Origin of the sequence: Streptomyces boninensis, from assembly GCF_048572725.1 — a bacterium.
GTDB classification, from domain to species: domain Bacteria; phylum Actinomycetota; class Actinomycetes; order Streptomycetales; family Streptomycetaceae; genus Streptomyces; species Streptomyces boninensis.
This window is the reverse complement of the sequence record NZ_CP183837.1, coordinates 9,302,964-9,319,213: the sequence shown is the minus strand read 5'-3', so window position 1 is coordinate 9,319,213 and position 16,250 is coordinate 9,302,964. Positions and strand designations below refer to the sequence as shown.

Here is a 16,250-nt window from a genome sequence, read left to right as displayed (position 1 = left end):
TGAGTCAGATGACCCCCGAGGAGCAGGTGACCAAGGACTACCAGGTCCGCCGCTGGGTCGGCCTGGTCGAGGAAACCCTGCACGAGAACGGCCCGGTGGCCGGACCGCCGCTGCTCAAGGCGGTCTCCGGCGTCGTCATCAAGAACCCGTTCGCCGGCCGGTACGCCGACGATCTGTCCGTACTCACCGAGCCGAGCGCCGCGCTGGGGACGGCACTCGGCAGCCGGGCCGCCGCACTGCTCGGCGGCCGCGAGGTGCAGAGTTACGGAAAGGGGGGCCTGGCGGGACTGGCCGGCGAACAGGAGCACGTCGTCGCCTGCGTCACCACGGTCTTCGGCGACGCGCTGCGCGCGGCGGTGGGCGGCGGCGCGGCCTGGATCTCGTCGGCGACCAAGACCGCCGCCGCCGGCGCGAGCCTCGACATTCCGCTGGCCTACAAGGACGAGCTGTACGTCCGCTCGCACTACGACGCCGCCACCGTGTCCGTACCCGATGTGCCGCGCCCGGACGAGCTGTTCATCTGCGTGGCCGTCGCCACCGGTGGCCGGGTGCACGAGCGCGTCGGCGGCCTGACCGTAGAGGAGATTTCCCATGCAGCAGCACAGTGACGCCCTGTACTCCCAGGACGACTCCATCGCCAACGTCCTGGACAACCTCGCCCGGGCGCACCGGATCCTGGAGCTGGAGGGCCACGGCGACATGTCGATGGGCCACCTGTCCTACCGCGATCCGCACGGCCGCGGGCTCTGGCTCAAGCGCGGCAACCTCGGCATGGAGGAGGTGCGGGCGGAGGACTACATCCTCATCGACTTCGACGGCAATGTGCTGGAGGGCCAGGGGCTGCGCCACCTGGAGTGGCCGCTGCACGCCGAGATCATGCTGGCCCGGCCTGACGTCCATGTCGTCGGCCACTCGCACCCGTTCCAGGCCACCGTCTTCGGCGCCAGCACCGCCACCCTGCAGCCCGTCAACAACCACGGCGTCTGGTTCGCCGAGCACGGCGTGCCGCGCTTCGCCGAGACCAGCCACATCATCACCACCGTGGAGCTGGGCAAGGCCCTGGCCCAGACCCTCGGCAACGCCGATGCGGTGCTGCAGGCCAACCACGGCGCCTCGTTCGTCGGCAGCAGCGTCCGCGACGCCACCCTGGCCGGGATCTTCCTCGAAAAGGCCGCGACCTTCCAGCTGGCGCTCGCCGCGTCCGGCCTGCCGTACGAGTCACCGGATCCGGCGGAGAGCGTCGAGAAGAACCGCCGCATCTACCCCGAGCGGGCGCGCGACAACTACTGGATGTACTTCAACCGCAAGCTCGACCGTCACGAAGGGAATCACCATGACTATTCCTAAGACCATCGCCGTCATCGGCTCGGGGAGCATGGGTCCCGGCATCGCGGCACTGCTCGCCCGTTACGGATCCGACGTCCGGCTCAACGACGTGAGCGCGGAGGCCCTGGCGCGGGCGGAGGGGATCTGCGCCGGCATCGTCACCCACCTCGACCAGCTCGACGTCCCCCTCACGGCCGGCGGCTCCGTCACCTTCGAACGCGACCAGGCCAAGGCCCTCGACGGCGTCGACCTCGTCATCGAGGCGGTGCCGGAGAAGCTAGACCTGAAGAAGACCGTCCTCGCGCAGGTCGAGGCCGCCGTACGCGACGACGTCATCATCGCGACCAACACCTCCGGCATCCCGATCTCGGACATGGCCGTGGACATGGCCCACCCCGAGCGCCTCATCGGCATGCACTGGTCCAACCCCCCGCATCTCATCCCCATGATCGAGGTGGTGAAGGGCGAGCACACCGACCCCGCGATCGAGGAGCGGCTCGTCGGCATGGTCGAGGGGTTCGGCTACGAGGCCGTAGTGGAGAAGGAGGTGCCGGGCTTCGTCGAGAACCGGGTGCTCTACGCGGTGCTGCGCGAGTGCATGGCCCTGGTCGAGGAGGGCGTGGTCTCCCAGAAGGACCTGGACACGGCGGTCAAGTGGGGCATCGGCTACAAGCTCGCGGTCATCGGCCCGATGCGGCTGGTGGACATGGCGGGCCTCGACATCTATGAGGCCGTGGGCTCGTACCTCAACCGCGACCTGTCCAATGAAGCCGGCGTCTCCTCCCTCGTCACCGACCTGACCGCCGAGGGCAAGCTCGGCATGAAGACCGGCGGCGGGCTCTACGAGTACGGCGACGGCGAGGTGGCCGCCAAGCGGGCGGACATCATCGCCGGGCTGGTGAGCGTCCGCAAGGCGCTCTCCGCGATCAAGCCGGTGTGACGGACGTGGAGTTGGAGTACGTCCGTAACGGGGAAGTCGAGCTGTGCGTCCGTGACGCGGGCACCGGGCCCGCGGTCGTCCTGCTGCACGGCACGACCGCCAGCCTGGGGGTCTGGGATGCGGTCGTGGACGCCCTCGGCAGCGGCACGGTACGTACCATCGCCGTCGACCAGCGCGGCCACGGCCGCAGCTCCAAACCCGCCTCCGGGTATGGCGCCGCGGAGTACTGCGCCGATGTGCTCGCCCTGATCCGCGAGCGCGACTGCGGCCCGGTGGTGGTGGCCGGACACTCCCTCGGCGCCCGCAACGCCGTGGTGCTCGGCGCCCGCTCCCCCGCCGTCGTCGCGGGCGTGGTGGCGGTCGACTACACGCCGTTCGTCGAGCCCGGCGTGCTGGACGCGCTCGATACGCGGGTGCGCGGCGGGGACCGCACCTTCGACTCACCCGCCGACGTACGGGCGTATCTGAAGGGGCGGTACCCGCTGCTGCCCGCCGACGCGGTCGAACGCCGCCTGCGGTACGGCTACGCCATGGCCGGCGGCGGTCTGCGGCCGCTCGCCGACCCGCGCGCGATGGCCCGGACCGTCGAAGGGCTGCGGCACGACTTCGCGGCGGAGACGCGGGACATCGCGGTCCCCGTGACCCTGCTGCGGGGAGAGCACAGCGCGATCGTCTCCCCGGAGGCGTTCGCCGCCACCCGCGAACTGCGCCCCGACTTCCGCGCGGTGGAGCTCCCCGGGCTCGACCACTACGTACCGGAGGAGGACCCGCGGGCCGTCGCCGACGAGATCATCCGCATGCTCGAGAGGAACTGAGAGAACCATGCCCCTGAACATCAAGGACCTGGCCGTCACCGCCACCAGCTTCGGCCCCGGCGAGCGGATGCCGGACCGGCACGCCGCCGACCGCGGCAACACCGCACCCGAGATCGAGATCACCGGCGTACCCGCGGGCACCGCGGAACTCGCGCTGATCATGCACGACCCGGACGCGCCGCTGCCGCACGGCTTCACGCACTGGGTGGTCTACGGCATCGACCCGGCCACCACCAAGGTGACCGGGGACAAGGCGTACATGGGCCCGCAGCCGCCTCCCGGGCACGGCACCCATCACTACTATTTCTGGGTTTACGCCCTCGACACCGTCGTATCCGGCGAGCCGTCGCGGGAGGAGTTCCTCACCACGTACGGCCCCCACATCATCGAGCAGAACCGGCTCGTCGGTACCTTCTCCACCTGACGCACCCGGCCACCACCACAGAAAGGCGAACGCATCGTGCCAGACGGGCAGGAGCGAACCCCCGGCGTCGACAGCGCCAGGCGGCTGTTGAAGGTCCTTCTCCTCTTCACCGAGAAGGGGCCGGAGCTGAGCGTGGAGGAGATCGCGCACTCCGTCGGGATCTCGGTCCCGTCCGCCTACCGGTTCGTCTCACTCCTGCGGGAGATGGACCTGGCCGAGGACACCGGCCGCGGCACGTATGTGCTGTCGCCGCGCGTACTGCTGCTGGGCCGCAGCGCCGAACAGGCCTTCCCCGTCTCACAGGTCCTGCGCCCGCTGGTCGAGCGGCTGTCGAAGGACACCGGCGAGGCCGCGCTGGTGATCCGGCGGGTGGGTGACTTCGCGACCTGCGTGGAGATGAGCCAGCCGGAGCACACGATCCGGCTGTCCTTCGAACCCGGCCAGATCATGAGCCTGCACCGCGGCGCGGGCCCGAAGCTGCTGCTGGCCTCCATGGGCGAGACCTGGGCACAGCGCTACTTCGACCGGCTCCGCCCGGCGCCGCCGCAGTCCGAACAGGACGCGGTGCTGGCCGAGGTCCCCGCCATCGCCGGCCAGGGCTGGTCGAAGAGTGAGGCGGAGGTCGACGAGGGCGTCTGGGCCGTCGCCGCACCGATCACGGTGGGCGGCCGGGTGCTGGCCACGGTGACCGTCGCGGGTCCCCAATTCCGCATCGACGGCGAGCGGTCGGAGTACATCACGGAGCGGGTCATCGCCGGCGCGGCGGAGCTGTCCGAGTCGCTGAGCACCTGGCGGCATTGAGGGGCGGCTCCTCGATAGTGGCCCGAGTATGTGGGTAACGGTTCGGGCATGGCCGTCATATTGGTGGGGACCCTGGACACCAAGCACCAGGAGTACGCGTTCGTCCGCGACCTCGTCGTCGCCCACGGGCTGGAGGTCGTGCTGGTCGACACCGGCGTGCTGGGACCGCCGGGACTCGAACCCGACTTAGGCGCCTCCGCCGTCGCGGAGGCCGCGGGCACGACGCTGGAGGCGCTGCGGACCCGCGGCGACCGAGGGCACGCTCTGGCCGCGATGGCGGCGGGCGCCCGGGCGGTGGCCCAGGACCTGCACGCCCGCGGCCGGCTCAGCGGCGTGCTCGCCCTGGGCGGCAGCGGCGGCTCGTCCATCGCCGCGACCGTGATGCGGGCACTGCCCGTAGGACTGCCGAAGCTCCTGGTCTCGACCATGGCCGCGGGTGACGTCTCCGCGTACGTCGGCACCACCGATGTCACGCTCATGTACAGCGTCGTCGACGTCGCCGGGGTCAACTCGATCTCGCGGCAGATCCTCTCCAATGCGGCCGGTGCGATCGCCGGGATGGCCGGCGCGTACGAGGCCCGGCAGGCGGCCGACGCGCGGCCGCAGGACAAGCCGCTCGTCGCGGCGTCGATGTTCGGCGTGACGACACCGGCCGTCAACACCGCCCGGCAGCGGCTGGAGGAGCTCGGCTACGAGGTGCTGGTCTTCCACGCCACCGGCTCCGGCGGCCGCACCATGGAGTCGCTCATCGCGGACGGGCACCTCGCGGGCGTGCTCGACCTGACGACGACGGAGCTGGCCGACGAGCTCGTCGGTGGCGTGCTGACGGCAGGGCCCGACCGGCTCACCGCCGCGGCCGCGGCCGGGGTGCCGCAGGTGGTCAGCCTCGGCGCTCTCGACATGGTCAACTTCGGTCCGCGCAGCACCGTCCCGCAGCAGTTCGCGGACCGCACCCTGCTCGTCCACAACGACGCGGTGACGCTGATGCGTACCAGCGCCGCCGAGGCCGCCGAGATCGGCGCCACGCTCGGCAAGAAGCTCGCCGCCGCCAGCGGCCCTGCCGCGCTGCACGTGCCGCGCGGCGGACTCTCGGCCGCCGACGCCCCGGACGGCCCGTTCTGGGACCCGGAGGCGGACGCCGCGGTGGTCGCCGCCGCCCTCGCCGGCGTCGCCGGCAGCCCCGTCGACGTCGTCGAATCCGACCGGCACATCAATGACCCCGCCTTCGCCACGTCGGCGGCCGACCACCTGCACCGACTCATCCAAGGGACGCGCAATGAACCGTGACCAGGCCCTCGCCGGGTTCCGCAGCCAACTCGAGGCGGGGCGGCCGATCATCGGTGCCGGCGCCGGCACCGGGCTGTCCGCCAAGGCCGCCGAGGCGGGCGGCGTGGACCTGTTGATCATCTACAACTCCGGCCGGTTCCGGATGGCCGGGCGCGGCTCCCTGGCCGGGCTGCTGCCGTACGGCGACGCGAACGCGATCGTGCTGGAGATGGCGAACGAAGTACTGCCGATCATCGAGTCCACACCGGTGCTGGCCGGGGTCTGCGGCACCGATCCGTTCCGCCGCATGCCGTGGTTCCTGGACGAGCTGCGCGCGCTCGGCTTCACCGGCGTGCAGAACTTCCCCACCGTCGGCCTCATCGACGGCGTCTTCCGCGCCAACCTCGAGGAGACCGGCATGGGTTTCGGCCTCGAAGTCGAAATGATCAGACTCGCCGCGGAACGCGACCTGCTCACCGCCCCGTATGTCTTCGACCCCGCCCAGGCCACCGCCATGGCGCAGGCCGGCGCCGACATCCTCGTCCCGCACCTCGGCCTGACGACAAAGGGCAGCATCGGCGCCAAGACGGCGATCAGCCTGGACGAGGCCGCCGAGCGCATCCAGGAGATGCGCGACGCCGCCGTGGCCGTCAATCCGTCCATCCACGTGCTCTGCCATGGCGGCCCGCTCGCCGAGCCGGAGGACGTCCGCTACGTCCTCGGCCGGACCGAGGGCATCGCCGGCTTCTTCGGCGCCTCGTCGATGGAACGGCTGCCCACGGAACGCGCCATCGCGGGCCAAGTGCACGCCTTCAAGAAGCTGGGAGACAACTGATGCACCGCGAACCGGATTCCCTGCCCACCATGGTCTTCGACTGGGGCGCGATCAAGTGGCATGTGACGCCGGAGTCCGTCCCCCAGGCGACCTCGACGCTCGGCGAGGTAGTCATCAACCCGAACAAGGGCCATGACCGCCACGAGCACCCGGACGCCGACGAGATCCTTTACGTCATCGAGGGCGAAGGCGTGCAGACCGTCGGCGACGACCCGGCATTCACCGTGAAGGCGGGCGACGCCATCTGGATCCCGAAGGGCACCCTGCACTCGACCCACAACACCGGCTGGCGCCCACTGCGCCTCATCGCCACCTACACGCCCGGCGGCGCCGAGAACGCGCTCAGGACCGTACCCGACTTCGCCGAGCTGGCGCCGGGGCAGGCGCCGACCTGGGCGCGTTGACCTGGGGAAGGCATGCCCCAGGCGTCACGCCTGCCCGGTCTCGATCCGGCTGATCTTGCCGTCGTCGGTGAGCGTGAAATGCCAGCGGGTGTTCATCTCGCCCCAGGTGTCGTTGCGATAGCGGACCGTCAGGTCGGTGCCGTCGCCGTTCTGCCGGTGGACGTCCATGTGGCCGTTGCTGGTGAAGATCTCGCGGTCGATCCAGTCCTCCAGCTCCCGCGTCGTGCCGTCGTCGGTGAGCTCGGCGTCAGGGGTGAGGAGGGCGAGGAAGGCGTCGCGGTCGCCGCGGTTGACGGCGTCGACCAAGGCGCGGACGGCGGGGTTGTGTGGAGCGGACATGGCGTCTGCCTTCCCCTGTCGGCGTGACCGCGGTCGCGCAGGGGCTGAGCTTCACCCGGCCGGCCGCCTCCGCACTGGGCCGTACGAGCGTCGTCGCCGCTCTTCGTAAGGCGCCATGCGATGCGCGAGGATCGGTCGCAGCCCCCGGGCGCCCGCCCGCGGGTCCGTCTCGACGAAAGGGGTGTGCCATGCGCGTACTACTCGTGGGGGCGGGCGGCGTCGGAACCGCCGCCACCCGGATCGCGGCTCGCCGTGACTTCCTGTCCCACATGGTCGTCGCCGACTACAACCTGGCCCGCGCCGAAGCGGCCGTCGCCGCGCTGGGCGAGCACGGGTGCCGCTTCACCGCGCGCCGCGTGGATGCCACCGACGAGGCGGCGGTCCGGGCCCTTCTCACGGAGGAACGCTGCGACGCGCTGCTCAACGCGACCGATCCGCGCTTCGTGATGCCGCTGTTCACCGCCGCGCGCGAAGCGGGCACCCACTACCTCGACATGGCGATGTCGCTCTCCGCGCCACACCCGACCGCGCCGTACGAGCAGTGCGGGGTGAAGCTCGGCGACGAGCAGTTCGCGCAGGCCGCGTCCTGGGAGCGCGCCGGTCGCCTCGCCCTGGTCGGCATGGGCGTCGAGCCGGGGCTGTCGGACGTATTCGCGCGCTACGCGGCCGACGAACTCTTCGACGAGATCGAGGAGATCGGCGTACGCGATGGCGCGAACCTGACCATAGCGGGCTACGACTTCGCCCCCTCCTTCAGCATCTGGACCACCATCGAGGAGTGCCTCAACCCGCCCGTGGTCTACGAGAAGGGCCGCGGCTGGTTCACCACGGCCCCCTTCAGCGAGCCGGAGGTCTTCGACTTCCCCGACGGCATCGGCCCGGTCGAGTGCGTGAATGTCGAGCACGAGGAGGTCCTCCTGATCCCCCGCTGGGTGGACGCGCGCCGCGTGACGTTCAAGTACGGCCTCGGCGACGACTTCATCGCCAAGCTGAGGACCCTCCACGAGCTGGGCCTCGACTCCACGGCGAGGGTCACCGTCCCCGGCAAGGACGGACCGGCCGAGGTCTCCCCACGGGACGTCGTCGCGGCCTGCCTCCCCGACCCGGCGACGCTGGGCGACCGCATGACGGGCAAGACCTGCGCAGGCACCTGGGTCAAGGGAACAAAGAACGGCGCCGCACGCGAGGTGTACCTGTACCACGTCGTCGACAACGCCTGGTCAATGCGCGAATACGGCTCCCAGGCCGTCCTCTGGCAGACCGCCATCAACCCGGTGATCGCCCTCGAACTGATCGCCGGCGGCCAGTGGAAGGCCACCGGCGTCCTCGGCCCCGAGGCCCTGCCGCCCCGGCCGTTCCTCGACCTGCTCGGCACGTACGGCTCGCCGTGGGGGCTGCGCGAGCAGCACTGACCGGACGTGGGCATCCGGACCGGCGCGGGCCTGGCTACTTGGGCTTGGACGCGTATGGCAGCAGCGCCATCTCCCGGGCGTTCTTGATGGCGCGCGCGAGGTCGCGCTGCTGCTGGACGGTCACGCCGGTCACCCGGCGGCTGCGGATCTTGCCGCGGTCGGAGATGAACTTCCGCAGCAGGGCGGTGTCCTTGTAGTCGATGTACGTAATGCCGGCGGCCTTCAGCGGATTCTGCTTGGGGCGGCGCGGCGGCTTGCGGACGTGGTGCATGGGGCGAGGCCTCTCAAGGTGTGCGTGGTTCGGTCAGGCGGGCGTGCCGAGCAGTTCGTCGAAGGCGGTGGACAGGCTGCGCCAGGCGGCATGACCGGCCTCGTATTCGGCGTCGGTGAGCAGGCAGGAGTCCAGCAGCCGCAGCAGTTCCGCGCGGTCGAGGTCCGGGCCGGTGAAGGTCAGGTGCTGGGCGCGGTCGCCGTGTTCGGGATGCCAGTCCAGGGCCGCGGATACGGTGCGGGCGGGCGGCTCGACCGCCCAGGCGGCGTCCGGCAGCGCGGCCAGCCACGGTCCCGCCTGCTCGATGCACAGCGCCCCGCCGGTGGCGTCCCAGGACAGCAGGGTGTCCGGCCGGTCGGCGAGCCAGACACGGCCGCGGCTGCGCACCGCGGCGCAGGTGATGTCCTCAAGCGCCGCGTAAAGCCGCCCGGGATGCAGCGGCCGGCGGCGCTGCCAGACGAGCGTGCCCACCCCGAAGGCATACGCCTCCTGCGGCAGCAACGCACACGCCGGATGCTGCCGCTCCGCGGCCGCGTCGGCATCGAAGCCGGTCAGCGCCGCCCGCACCAGCCCGGCCGAGCCGAGCCGATGCCGCCGCGCGGTGCCGTGCAGCTGCTCCAGCAGCACGGCGTCGGCCGGCTCGGCCGCCCCGGCGCAGCCGACAGCCAGCACCGGCGGGTACTCGAGCTGCCGGGCGAAGGTGTCGGCGACCGTACGCCGGTCCCCGGGCCCGAGCGCCAGGCCCTGCTCCGCGAGGTCGTCGCCGCAGGTGAGAAACGGCAGCAGCGAGTCGGTGTCGACGGCGGTGACCACCCCGACCAGCTCGACGCTTCCGGCCGGCGCGTTCGCGATCAACTCGGCGATGCCGCGCGGCTCCACCGCGTCCCACAGGTCGACGACGATCAGCGGATACGCCCCGCCGATGAGCGACAGCAGCGTGGGCACCAGGTCGTCGCGTACGGCACAGCAGGTGCAGTCGGACCGCATCCGCGGCCGCCCCCGCTCCCGCACCCCGGCCGCGTCGCGCACGGTGCGCAGCACCCGGCCGTCCTCGGGCGCGCGCAGATCGTGGTGGACGGCGACGGCGCCGGGCACCGCACGCAGCAGCTGCTGGACGGCCTGCGTACGCGCCTCGCTGTGCAGCCCGGCGACGATCACGACCGGCACCGGCGCCGCCTTCTTCTCCAGCTTCCCCATGTCAGCTCTCCTGCTGCCGCCCGTAGCGACGCTCGAAGCGCTCCACCCGACCGGCGGCGTCGAGGACCTTGGCCCGGCCGGTGTAGAAGGGGTGGCTCGCGGAGGAGATCTCCACATCGATGACGGGATAGTTGCGGCCGTCCTCCCAGGCGATGGTCTGCTCGCTGGTGGCGGTGGACCGGGTGAGGAAGGCAAAGCCGGCGGACCGGTCGCGGAAGACGACGGGACGGTACGCGGGGTGGATGCCGGGCTTCATGTCGGTCGGTTCCTTTCAGCGCTCTTCGCGGAACATCACGTGCCGGCCGGCGACCGGGTCGTACTTGCGCAGCTGCAGCCGGTCGGGGTCGTTGCGGCGGTTCTTACGGGTGACGTAGGTGAAGCCGGTGCCCGCGGTGGAACGGAGTTTGATCACCGGACGCAGTTCGTTGCTGGCCATGCCCGACAGCATACATGAACACGGTTTTCATTATCAGGTAGGGTGTCGGCGTCACCTGATGCCGCCAACCCCACGTGGAAGGAACCCGCACATGTCCGCCCGATGCCAGCTGACCGGACGCACGCCCGGCTTCGGCAACGCCATCTCCCACTCGCACCGCCGCACCCGGCGCCGCTTCGACCCGAACATCCAGCGCAAGCGCTACTGGCTGCCCAGCGAGGGCCGCCACATCCGGCTCACCCTCAGCACCAAGGGCATCAAGGCCATCGACGCGATGGGCATCGAGCGGGCCGTGGCGAAGATGCGCGCCCGCGGGGAGAAGATCTGATGGCCAAGACCAGCAAGATCGCCAAGGACGCCAAGCGCCGGGCCGTCGTCGCCCGTTACGCCGCCCGCCGGGCGGAGCTGAAGGAACTCATCCGCAGGCCATCGACCCCGCCCGAAGAGCGCTCGGCCGCCCAGCGCGAGCTGCGCGCCCAGCCGCGCGACGCCAGCCCCACCCGAGTCCGCAACCGCGATGCCATCGACGGCCGCCCCCGCGGCTACCAGCGCGCCTTCGGCCTCTCCCGGATCAACCTCCGCGTCCACGCCCACGCCGGAAACCTCCCCGGCGTCCGCAAGTCGAGCTGGTGAAAGGACCCCGCCATGGCCGTACCCAAGCGCAAGCTCTCCCGCAGCAACACCCGCCACCGCCGCGCCCAGTGGAAGGCCACCGCGCCGCAGCTGGTGCCCATCACGGTCGACGGCTCCACCTACCGGGTGCCGCCGCGCCTGGCCAGGGCGTACCAGCGCGGCCTGCTGCGCCCTGAGGACTGAGGCGCAGCGGACGGACGCAGGCAGCGCACGGGGCCCGTCGGCCGCGGCTCTCATCCGAGAGTCGCGGCAGACGGGCCCTGCCGGTGGCGCGGTCTGCGAATGCACCCTCCGCACGTTCGAGACTTTTACGGTCCAGCCGCGATGCCGCCCCACCTGACGACAGGCCCGTCAAATTCCTGAACTCAACTTCCTGCGCACCCTCTTGACGTGCTCGCACCCAAGCGCAACTATCCGACCCGTTGGAGAGCGCTCTCCCATCCGTCATCCGCCCCGCGGACCCCACCATGAACGGAGAGCTCCATGCGCACACCCCCCACCGGCGGCTCATCAGACGCCGCCAGACCCACCCCGTCGCGCCGTAAAGTCCTGACCGCCGCGGCCGCGGCAGCCGCGGTCGCCGTAGCAGGAACGCCGGTCACGGCCCAGGCGGCCACCGACCGGAACCGCCCCCGGCCGAAGCCCCGTCCCACCGCAGATCCGGATCTCGGCCCCAATGTGATCTTCTTCGATCCCGCCACCCCCGGCATACAGGCCAAACTGGACGAGATCTTCAAGCAGCAGGAGTCCGCGCAGTTCGGCGGCGGCCGCTTCGCGCTGCTCTTCAAGCCGGGCACGTACGGCGGGCTCAATGCCCAACTGGGCTTCTATACCTCGATCATGGGCCTGGGCCTGTCCCCCGACGACACCCACATCAACGGCGACGTGACCGTCGACGCCGGCTGGTTCGGCGGCAACGCGACGCAGAACTTCTGGCGGTCGGCAGAGAACCTGTCGCTGAGCCCCGTCAGCGGCGCCAACCGCTTCGCCGTCTCCCAGGCGGCCCCGTTCCGCCGCATGCACGTCCGTGGCGACCTCAACCTCGCCCCCGCCGGCTACGGCTGGGCCAGCGGCGGCTACATCGCCGACTCCCGCATCGACGGCACCGTGCAGCCGTACTCGCAGCAGCAGTGGTACACCCGCGACAGCTCCATCGGCGGCTGGCTCAACGCCGTCTGGAACATGGTCTTCTCCGGCGTCGAGGGCGCGCCCGCGCAGTCCTTCCCCGATCCGCCGTACACGACCCTGCAATCCACGCCCGTCTCCCGCGAGAAGCCCTTCCTCTACCTGGACGGCGCCGAGTACAAGGTGTTCCTGCCCGCGCTGCGCCGCGACGCCCGCGGCACCAGCTGGGGCGGCGGCACCCCGCAGGGCGAGTCGCTGCCGCTGTCCGACTTCCACATCGTGAAGGAGGGCGCCACCGCGGGCAGCATCAACGCCGCGCTCGCGGACGGGAAGAACCTGCTGTTCACCCCCGGCATCTACCACGTGGACGCGCCGATCGAGGTCACCCGCGCCAATACGGTCGTGCTCGGCATCGGCTATCCCACCATCATCCCCGACGGCGGGGCGACCGCCCTGAAGGTGGCGGACGTGGACGGCGTACGGCTCGCGGGCCTGCTCGTCGACGCGGGACCGCAGAACTCCGCGACGCTGGTGGAGATCGGCCCCGAGGGTGCCTCCGCCGGGCACTCGGACAACCCGATCACCCTCCAGGACGTGTTCATCCGCATCGGCGGCGCGGGCGCCGGCAAGGCCACCACCAGCATGGTCATCAACAGCAACCACACCATCGTCGACCACACCTGGGTCTGGCGCGCCGACCACGGCGACGGCGTCGGCTGGGAGACCAACCGGGCCGACTACGGGGTGGTGGTCAACGGCGACGACGTGCTGGCGACCGGGCTGTTCGTGGAGCACTTCAACAAGTACGACGTGCAGTGGAACGGCGAGCGCGGCCGGACGATCTTCTTCCAGAACGAGAAGGCGTACGACGCGCCCAACCAGGCCGCGATCCAGAACGGCGACCTGCGCGGGTACGCCGCGTACAAGATCGCCGACTCGGTGTCCGAGCACGAGGGCTGGGGCCTCGGCAGCTACTGCTACTACAACGTCGACCCCACGATCATCCAGGAGCACGGCTTCGCGGCTCCGACGGGCGCCGGGATCAAGTTCCACCACCTGCTGGTGGTCTCGCTCGGCGGTAAGGGCCAGTACGCGCACGTCGTCAACGATCACGGCGCCCCCACATCGGGGAGCGACACCGTTCCGTCGAAGGTCGTCTCGTACCCCTGATCGCAGGAGACCCGCCATGAGGAAATCGCTTTTACGTGCCTTACTGCTGCCCGCGCTCGCGCTGGTCCTGTGCGTCGGCTCGCTCGGCGCGGTCGCGGCGGCCGGACCCGACGGCGACGCGTCGTCGGGCGGCAAGACCGCGTCCGGCCACGCCGGACACGCCGCCGCAGCCGCCCCTGTCGCCTCCGGCGACGACCCGGACGGCGACGGCTACATCCCCGCGGAGCCGCCGGTCACCGGCGTCGAACCCTCCGCCAAGGAGCCGCCGCACCGCTACTTCCACGAGTTCCAGGCGAACTGCTCCGTCTCCCACACCAAGCCGGACGACCCGATCGTCTACCCCGGCCAGCCCGGCCGTTCCCACGACCACACCTTCATGGGCAACACCACGACCGACGCCCACAGCACCACCGCCTCCCTCGCCGCCGGCGGCACCCGCTGCAAGGCACCCGGCGACAAGTCCGGCTACTGGATGCCCACCCTCTCCAAGAACGGCCAGCCGGTGCTCCCCGTCGGCGACCAGGTCATCTACTACAAGACCGGCGTCACCGACTACACCAGCGTCCGCCCGTTCCCGAAGGGGCTGCGCTTCGTGGTCGGCGACCCGGTGCAGAGCGCGGCGGAGTTCCGTAACCACCCCGGCTTCGTCGAGGGCTGGGAGTGCGGCGAGAGCTACTTCAACACCGAGATCCCCGAGCGCTGCCCCGACACCGCCGACACCCAGCTCAACATCCGCTTCCAGGCGCCGAGCTGCTGGGACGGCAAGTATCTGGATGCGCCGGATCACCGCAGCCACATGGCGTATCCGGTGGTGAAGGACGGGACGAACAATGACGTCTGCCCGGCCAGTCACCCGGTCGCACTGCCGATGATCGAGTTCAAGATGGCCTTCCCCGTCAACGGCGACATGAGCGGCGTCGAGCTGGCCAGCGGCACCGGGCACTCCTTCCACTACGACTTCTTCAACGCGTGGGACGACGCGACGCTGAAGGCGCTGGTGGACCACTGCGTGGTCGGCGGGCTGCAGTGCAACGCCCGCGGCTACGACGAGGCGCACCCCGAGGCGGGCGCGGCGCTCGACGAGAATTACGAGCTGCCATGACCGGGGCGCTGAGGAAGATCCGCACGCGGGTGCCCGCTCTCCTCGCCGCCGGGACCCTGCTCGGTGGAGCCACGGCCGCGCTGCCCCCGCAGCCGGCCGCGGCCGCCGCGGCGAGCGTCGTCAAGGTGACCGGCTCCCAGGGCAACTGGCAGCTGACCGTCGACGGCCAGCCGTACACCGTTAAGGGCCTGACCTGGGGCCCGCCGGTCGCCGAGGCGGCGTCGTACATGCCCGACGTCAAGTCGCTCGGCGCCAACACCGTCCGCACCTGGGGCACCGACGCCACCACCAAGCCGCTGCTCGACGCCGCCGCGGCCAACGGCGTCAAGGTCATGGCCGGCTTCTGGCTGCAGCCCGGCGGCGGCCCGGGCAGCGGCGGCTGCGTCAACTACGAGACCGACACCGGCTACAAGGACAAGATGCTGGCCGAGTTCCCGCGCTGGGTCCAGGAGTACAAAGACCACCCCGGGGTGCTGATGTGGAACGTCGGCAACGAGTCGGTGCTCGGCCTGCAGAACTGCTTCAGCGGCGACGAGCTGGAGCGGCAGCGCAATGCGTACACCACCTTCGTCAACGACATCGCGAAGAAGATCCACGAGGTCGACCCGAACCACCCGGTGACCTCGACGGACGCCTGGGTCGGCGCCTGGCCGTACTACCAGCGCAACTCCCCCGACCTGGACCTGCTGGCGGTCAATGCGTACGGCGCGGTCTGCGACGTCCAGGAGGCGTGGGACAAAGGCGGCTACAACCGGCCGTACATCATCACCGAGGCCGGCCCGCCCGGCGAATGGGAGGTCCCCGACGACGCCAACGGCGTGCCCGACGAACCGACCGACGCCGCAAAGGCGGAGGGCTACACGACGGCATGGCAGTGCATCACCGGCCACCGGGGCGTCGCTCTCGGCGCCACGCTCTTCCATTACGGGACGGAGAACGACTTCGGCGGGGTGTGGTTCAACCTGACCCCGGACAAGAAGCGACGGCTCTCGTATTACGCGGTGAAGCGCGCCTATGGCGGCGATACGGGCGGCGACAACACTCCCCCGGTGATCTCGGGGATGGCAGTGGCGAGCGCGGGGAACGTCCCGGCGGGCCGTAAGGTCACGCTCTCGGCGGATGTGGCGGACCCCGACGGGGACGCGCTCACCTACGAGGTCCTCGTCAACAGCAACTACATCGACGGCGGCAAGGCGCTGACACCGGCGGAGTTCACCCGTAACGCCGACGGCACCTTCTCCGTGACCGCACCCGACCGGCTCGGCGCGTGGAAGGTCTACCTGCGGGCGGAGGACGGCCACGGCAACGTGGGCATCGAGACCCGCTCCATCAAGGTGGTGCCGCCCCCGGTCGACGGCACCAACATCGCCCGCGGCAAACCGGCAAAGGCCTCCTCCGAACAGCCCGACTCGTACGGCGGCTGCCCCTGCCTGGCCGCCGACGCGGTCGACGGCGACTTCGCCAGCCGCTGGGCGGGCGACTGGTCGGACCCGCAGTGGGTGCAGGTGGACCTCGGCGAGAAGACGTCCTTCCGGCACGTCCAGCTGGTCTGGGAGGCGGCGTATGCGAAGGCGTACGCGGTCCAGGTCTCCGACGACGGGCAGAGCTGGACCATCGTGCACGAGACGGATTCGGGGAATGGCGGGGTGGACGATCTGGATGTCTCGGGCTCGGGCCGGTACGTGCGGGTGTACGGCACCCAGCGCGGCACGGGTTGGGGCTATTCGCTGTACGAGTTGGGCGTGTACGCCTGA

At 70.8% G+C, this 16,250-nt stretch carries 21 protein-coding genes; 16 read left to right on the top strand and 5 right to left on the bottom strand.

Going from position 1 to position 16,250, the window contains the following annotated elements:
• Window positions 1-8: 8 nt before the first annotated feature.
• Genes ACNNMR_RS41955 through ACNNMR_RS41915 form a run of 9 tightly spaced genes read left to right on the top strand, consistent with a single transcriptional unit; the run spans window position 9 to window position 6,811 of the window.
• Window positions 9-608 (top strand): amino acid synthesis family protein, encoded by a 600-nt coding sequence (locus ACNNMR_RS41955; RefSeq protein ID WP_420000008.1) that lies wholly within the window; start codon window positions 9-11, stop codon window positions 606-608.
• Window positions 592-1,347, top strand: a complete 756-nt coding sequence (locus ACNNMR_RS41950; RefSeq protein ID WP_420000007.1) for a class II aldolase/adducin family protein — start codon at window positions 592-594, stop codon at window positions 1,345-1,347. Before ACNNMR_RS41955 ends, ACNNMR_RS41950 begins: the two co-directional genes overlap by 17 nt.
• Window positions 1,334-2,266: a 3-hydroxyacyl-CoA dehydrogenase NAD-binding domain-containing protein gene (locus ACNNMR_RS41945; RefSeq protein WP_420000006.1), complete on the top strand. Its 933-nt coding sequence runs from the start codon at window positions 1,334-1,336 to the stop codon at window positions 2,264-2,266. Before ACNNMR_RS41950 ends, ACNNMR_RS41945 begins: the two co-directional genes overlap by 14 nt.
• Entirely contained in the window at window positions 2,263-3,081 is an 819-nt protein-coding gene (locus ACNNMR_RS41940; RefSeq protein WP_420000005.1) for an alpha/beta fold hydrolase, read from the top strand. Before ACNNMR_RS41945 ends, ACNNMR_RS41940 begins: the two co-directional genes overlap by 4 nt.
• Before the next feature lie 7 nt (window positions 3,082-3,088).
• Entirely contained in the window at window positions 3,089-3,505 is a 417-nt protein-coding gene (locus ACNNMR_RS41935; protein WP_420000004.1) for a YbhB/YbcL family Raf kinase inhibitor-like protein, read from the top strand.
• Window positions 3,506-3,541: 36 nt separating this feature from the next.
• The gene (locus ACNNMR_RS41930; protein WP_420000003.1) at window positions 3,542-4,306 is read left to right on the top strand and encodes an IclR family transcriptional regulator; all 765 of its coding nucleotides are present in this window, start codon (window positions 3,542-3,544) and stop codon (window positions 4,304-4,306) included.
• A 48-nt stretch (window positions 4,307-4,354) separates the two neighbouring features.
• Window positions 4,355-5,593 carry a Tm-1-like ATP-binding domain-containing protein gene (locus ACNNMR_RS41925; protein WP_420000002.1) on the top strand — a complete coding sequence of 413 codons (1,239 nt, stop codon included), beginning with the start codon at window positions 4,355-4,357 and terminating at the stop codon, window positions 5,591-5,593.
• Complete coding sequence (locus ACNNMR_RS41920) at window positions 5,583-6,407, top strand: phosphoenolpyruvate hydrolase family protein (RefSeq protein ID WP_420000001.1); 825 nt, start codon at window positions 5,583-5,585, stop codon at window positions 6,405-6,407. The genes ACNNMR_RS41925 and ACNNMR_RS41920 overlap by 11 nt, the downstream gene beginning before the upstream one ends.
• Window positions 6,407-6,811, top strand: coding sequence for a cupin domain-containing protein (locus ACNNMR_RS41915; protein ID WP_420000000.1), 405 nt, complete (start codon window positions 6,407-6,409; stop codon window positions 6,809-6,811). Before ACNNMR_RS41920 ends, ACNNMR_RS41915 begins: the two co-directional genes overlap by 1 nt.
• Window positions 6,812-6,835: 24 nt before the next feature.
• Here ACNNMR_RS41915 and ACNNMR_RS41910 read toward each other — a convergent pair whose 3' ends face one another.
• A complete protein-coding gene (locus ACNNMR_RS41910; protein ID WP_419999999.1) occupies window positions 6,836-7,150 on the bottom strand; it encodes a nuclear transport factor 2 family protein in 315 nt (104 codons plus the stop codon).
• A 188-nt stretch (window positions 7,151-7,338) separates the two neighbouring features.
• Between ACNNMR_RS41910 and ACNNMR_RS41905 the strand changes: the two genes are divergently transcribed.
• Complete coding sequence (locus ACNNMR_RS41905) at window positions 7,339-8,562, top strand: saccharopine dehydrogenase family protein (RefSeq protein ID WP_419999998.1); 1,224 nt, start codon at window positions 7,339-7,341, stop codon at window positions 8,560-8,562.
• Between the two features lie 34 nt (window positions 8,563-8,596).
• On the opposite strand, the gene rpsR is transcribed toward ACNNMR_RS41905, so the two are convergent.
• Genes rpsR through rpmG form a run of 4 tightly spaced genes read right to left on the bottom strand, consistent with a single transcriptional unit; the run spans window position 8,597 to window position 10,466 of the window.
• Window positions 8,597-8,833, bottom strand: a complete 237-nt coding sequence (rpsR, locus tag ACNNMR_RS41900) for a 30S ribosomal protein S18 (RefSeq protein WP_419999997.1) — start codon at window positions 8,831-8,833, stop codon at window positions 8,597-8,599.
• A 33-nt stretch (window positions 8,834-8,866) separates the two neighbouring features.
• Window positions 8,867-10,030: a GTP-binding protein gene (locus ACNNMR_RS41895; protein WP_419999996.1), complete on the bottom strand. Its 1,164-nt coding sequence runs from the start codon at window positions 10,028-10,030 to the stop codon at window positions 8,867-8,869.
• A 1-nt stretch (window position 10,031) separates the two neighbouring features.
• Complete coding sequence (locus ACNNMR_RS41890) at window positions 10,032-10,286, bottom strand: type B 50S ribosomal protein L31 (RefSeq protein WP_419999995.1); 255 nt, start codon at window positions 10,284-10,286, stop codon at window positions 10,032-10,034.
• A gap of 15 nt (window positions 10,287-10,301) precedes the next feature.
• The gene (rpmG, locus tag ACNNMR_RS41885; RefSeq protein ID WP_165230397.1) at window positions 10,302-10,466 is read right to left on the bottom strand and encodes a 50S ribosomal protein L33; all 165 of its coding nucleotides are present in this window, start codon (window positions 10,464-10,466) and stop codon (window positions 10,302-10,304) included.
• Window positions 10,467-10,557: 91 nt separating this feature from the next.
• Here rpmG and rpmB point away from each other — a divergent pair, with 91 nt between their 5' ends.
• The 6 genes from rpmB to ACNNMR_RS41855 all read left to right on the top strand — a co-directional run bounded on the left by rpmB (window position 10,558) and on the right by ACNNMR_RS41855 (window position 16,250).
• Window positions 10,558-10,794 carry a 50S ribosomal protein L28 gene (gene rpmB, locus ACNNMR_RS41880; protein WP_419999994.1) on the top strand — a complete coding sequence of 79 codons (237 nt, stop codon included), beginning with the start codon at window positions 10,558-10,560 and terminating at the stop codon, window positions 10,792-10,794.
• Window positions 10,794-11,099, top strand: a complete 306-nt coding sequence (gene rpsN, locus ACNNMR_RS41875; protein WP_419999993.1) for a 30S ribosomal protein S14 — start codon at window positions 10,794-10,796, stop codon at window positions 11,097-11,099. Before rpmB ends, rpsN begins: the two co-directional genes overlap by 1 nt.
• A gap of 12 nt (window positions 11,100-11,111) precedes the next feature.
• Entirely contained in the window at window positions 11,112-11,282 is a 171-nt protein-coding gene (rpmF, locus tag ACNNMR_RS41870; RefSeq protein ID WP_419999992.1) for a 50S ribosomal protein L32, read from the top strand.
• Window positions 11,283-11,582: 300 nt separating this feature from the next.
• Entirely contained in the window at window positions 11,583-13,394 is a 1,812-nt protein-coding gene (locus tag ACNNMR_RS41865; RefSeq protein ID WP_419999991.1) for a coagulation factor 5/8 type domain-containing protein, read from the top strand.
• A 16-nt stretch (window positions 13,395-13,410) separates the two neighbouring features.
• Entirely contained in the window at window positions 13,411-14,496 is a 1,086-nt protein-coding gene (locus ACNNMR_RS41860) for a DUF1996 domain-containing protein (protein WP_419999990.1), read from the top strand.
• Entirely contained in the window at window positions 14,493-16,250 is a 1,758-nt protein-coding gene (locus ACNNMR_RS41855; RefSeq protein ID WP_419999989.1) for a discoidin domain-containing protein, read from the top strand. The genes ACNNMR_RS41860 and ACNNMR_RS41855 overlap by 4 nt, the downstream gene beginning before the upstream one ends.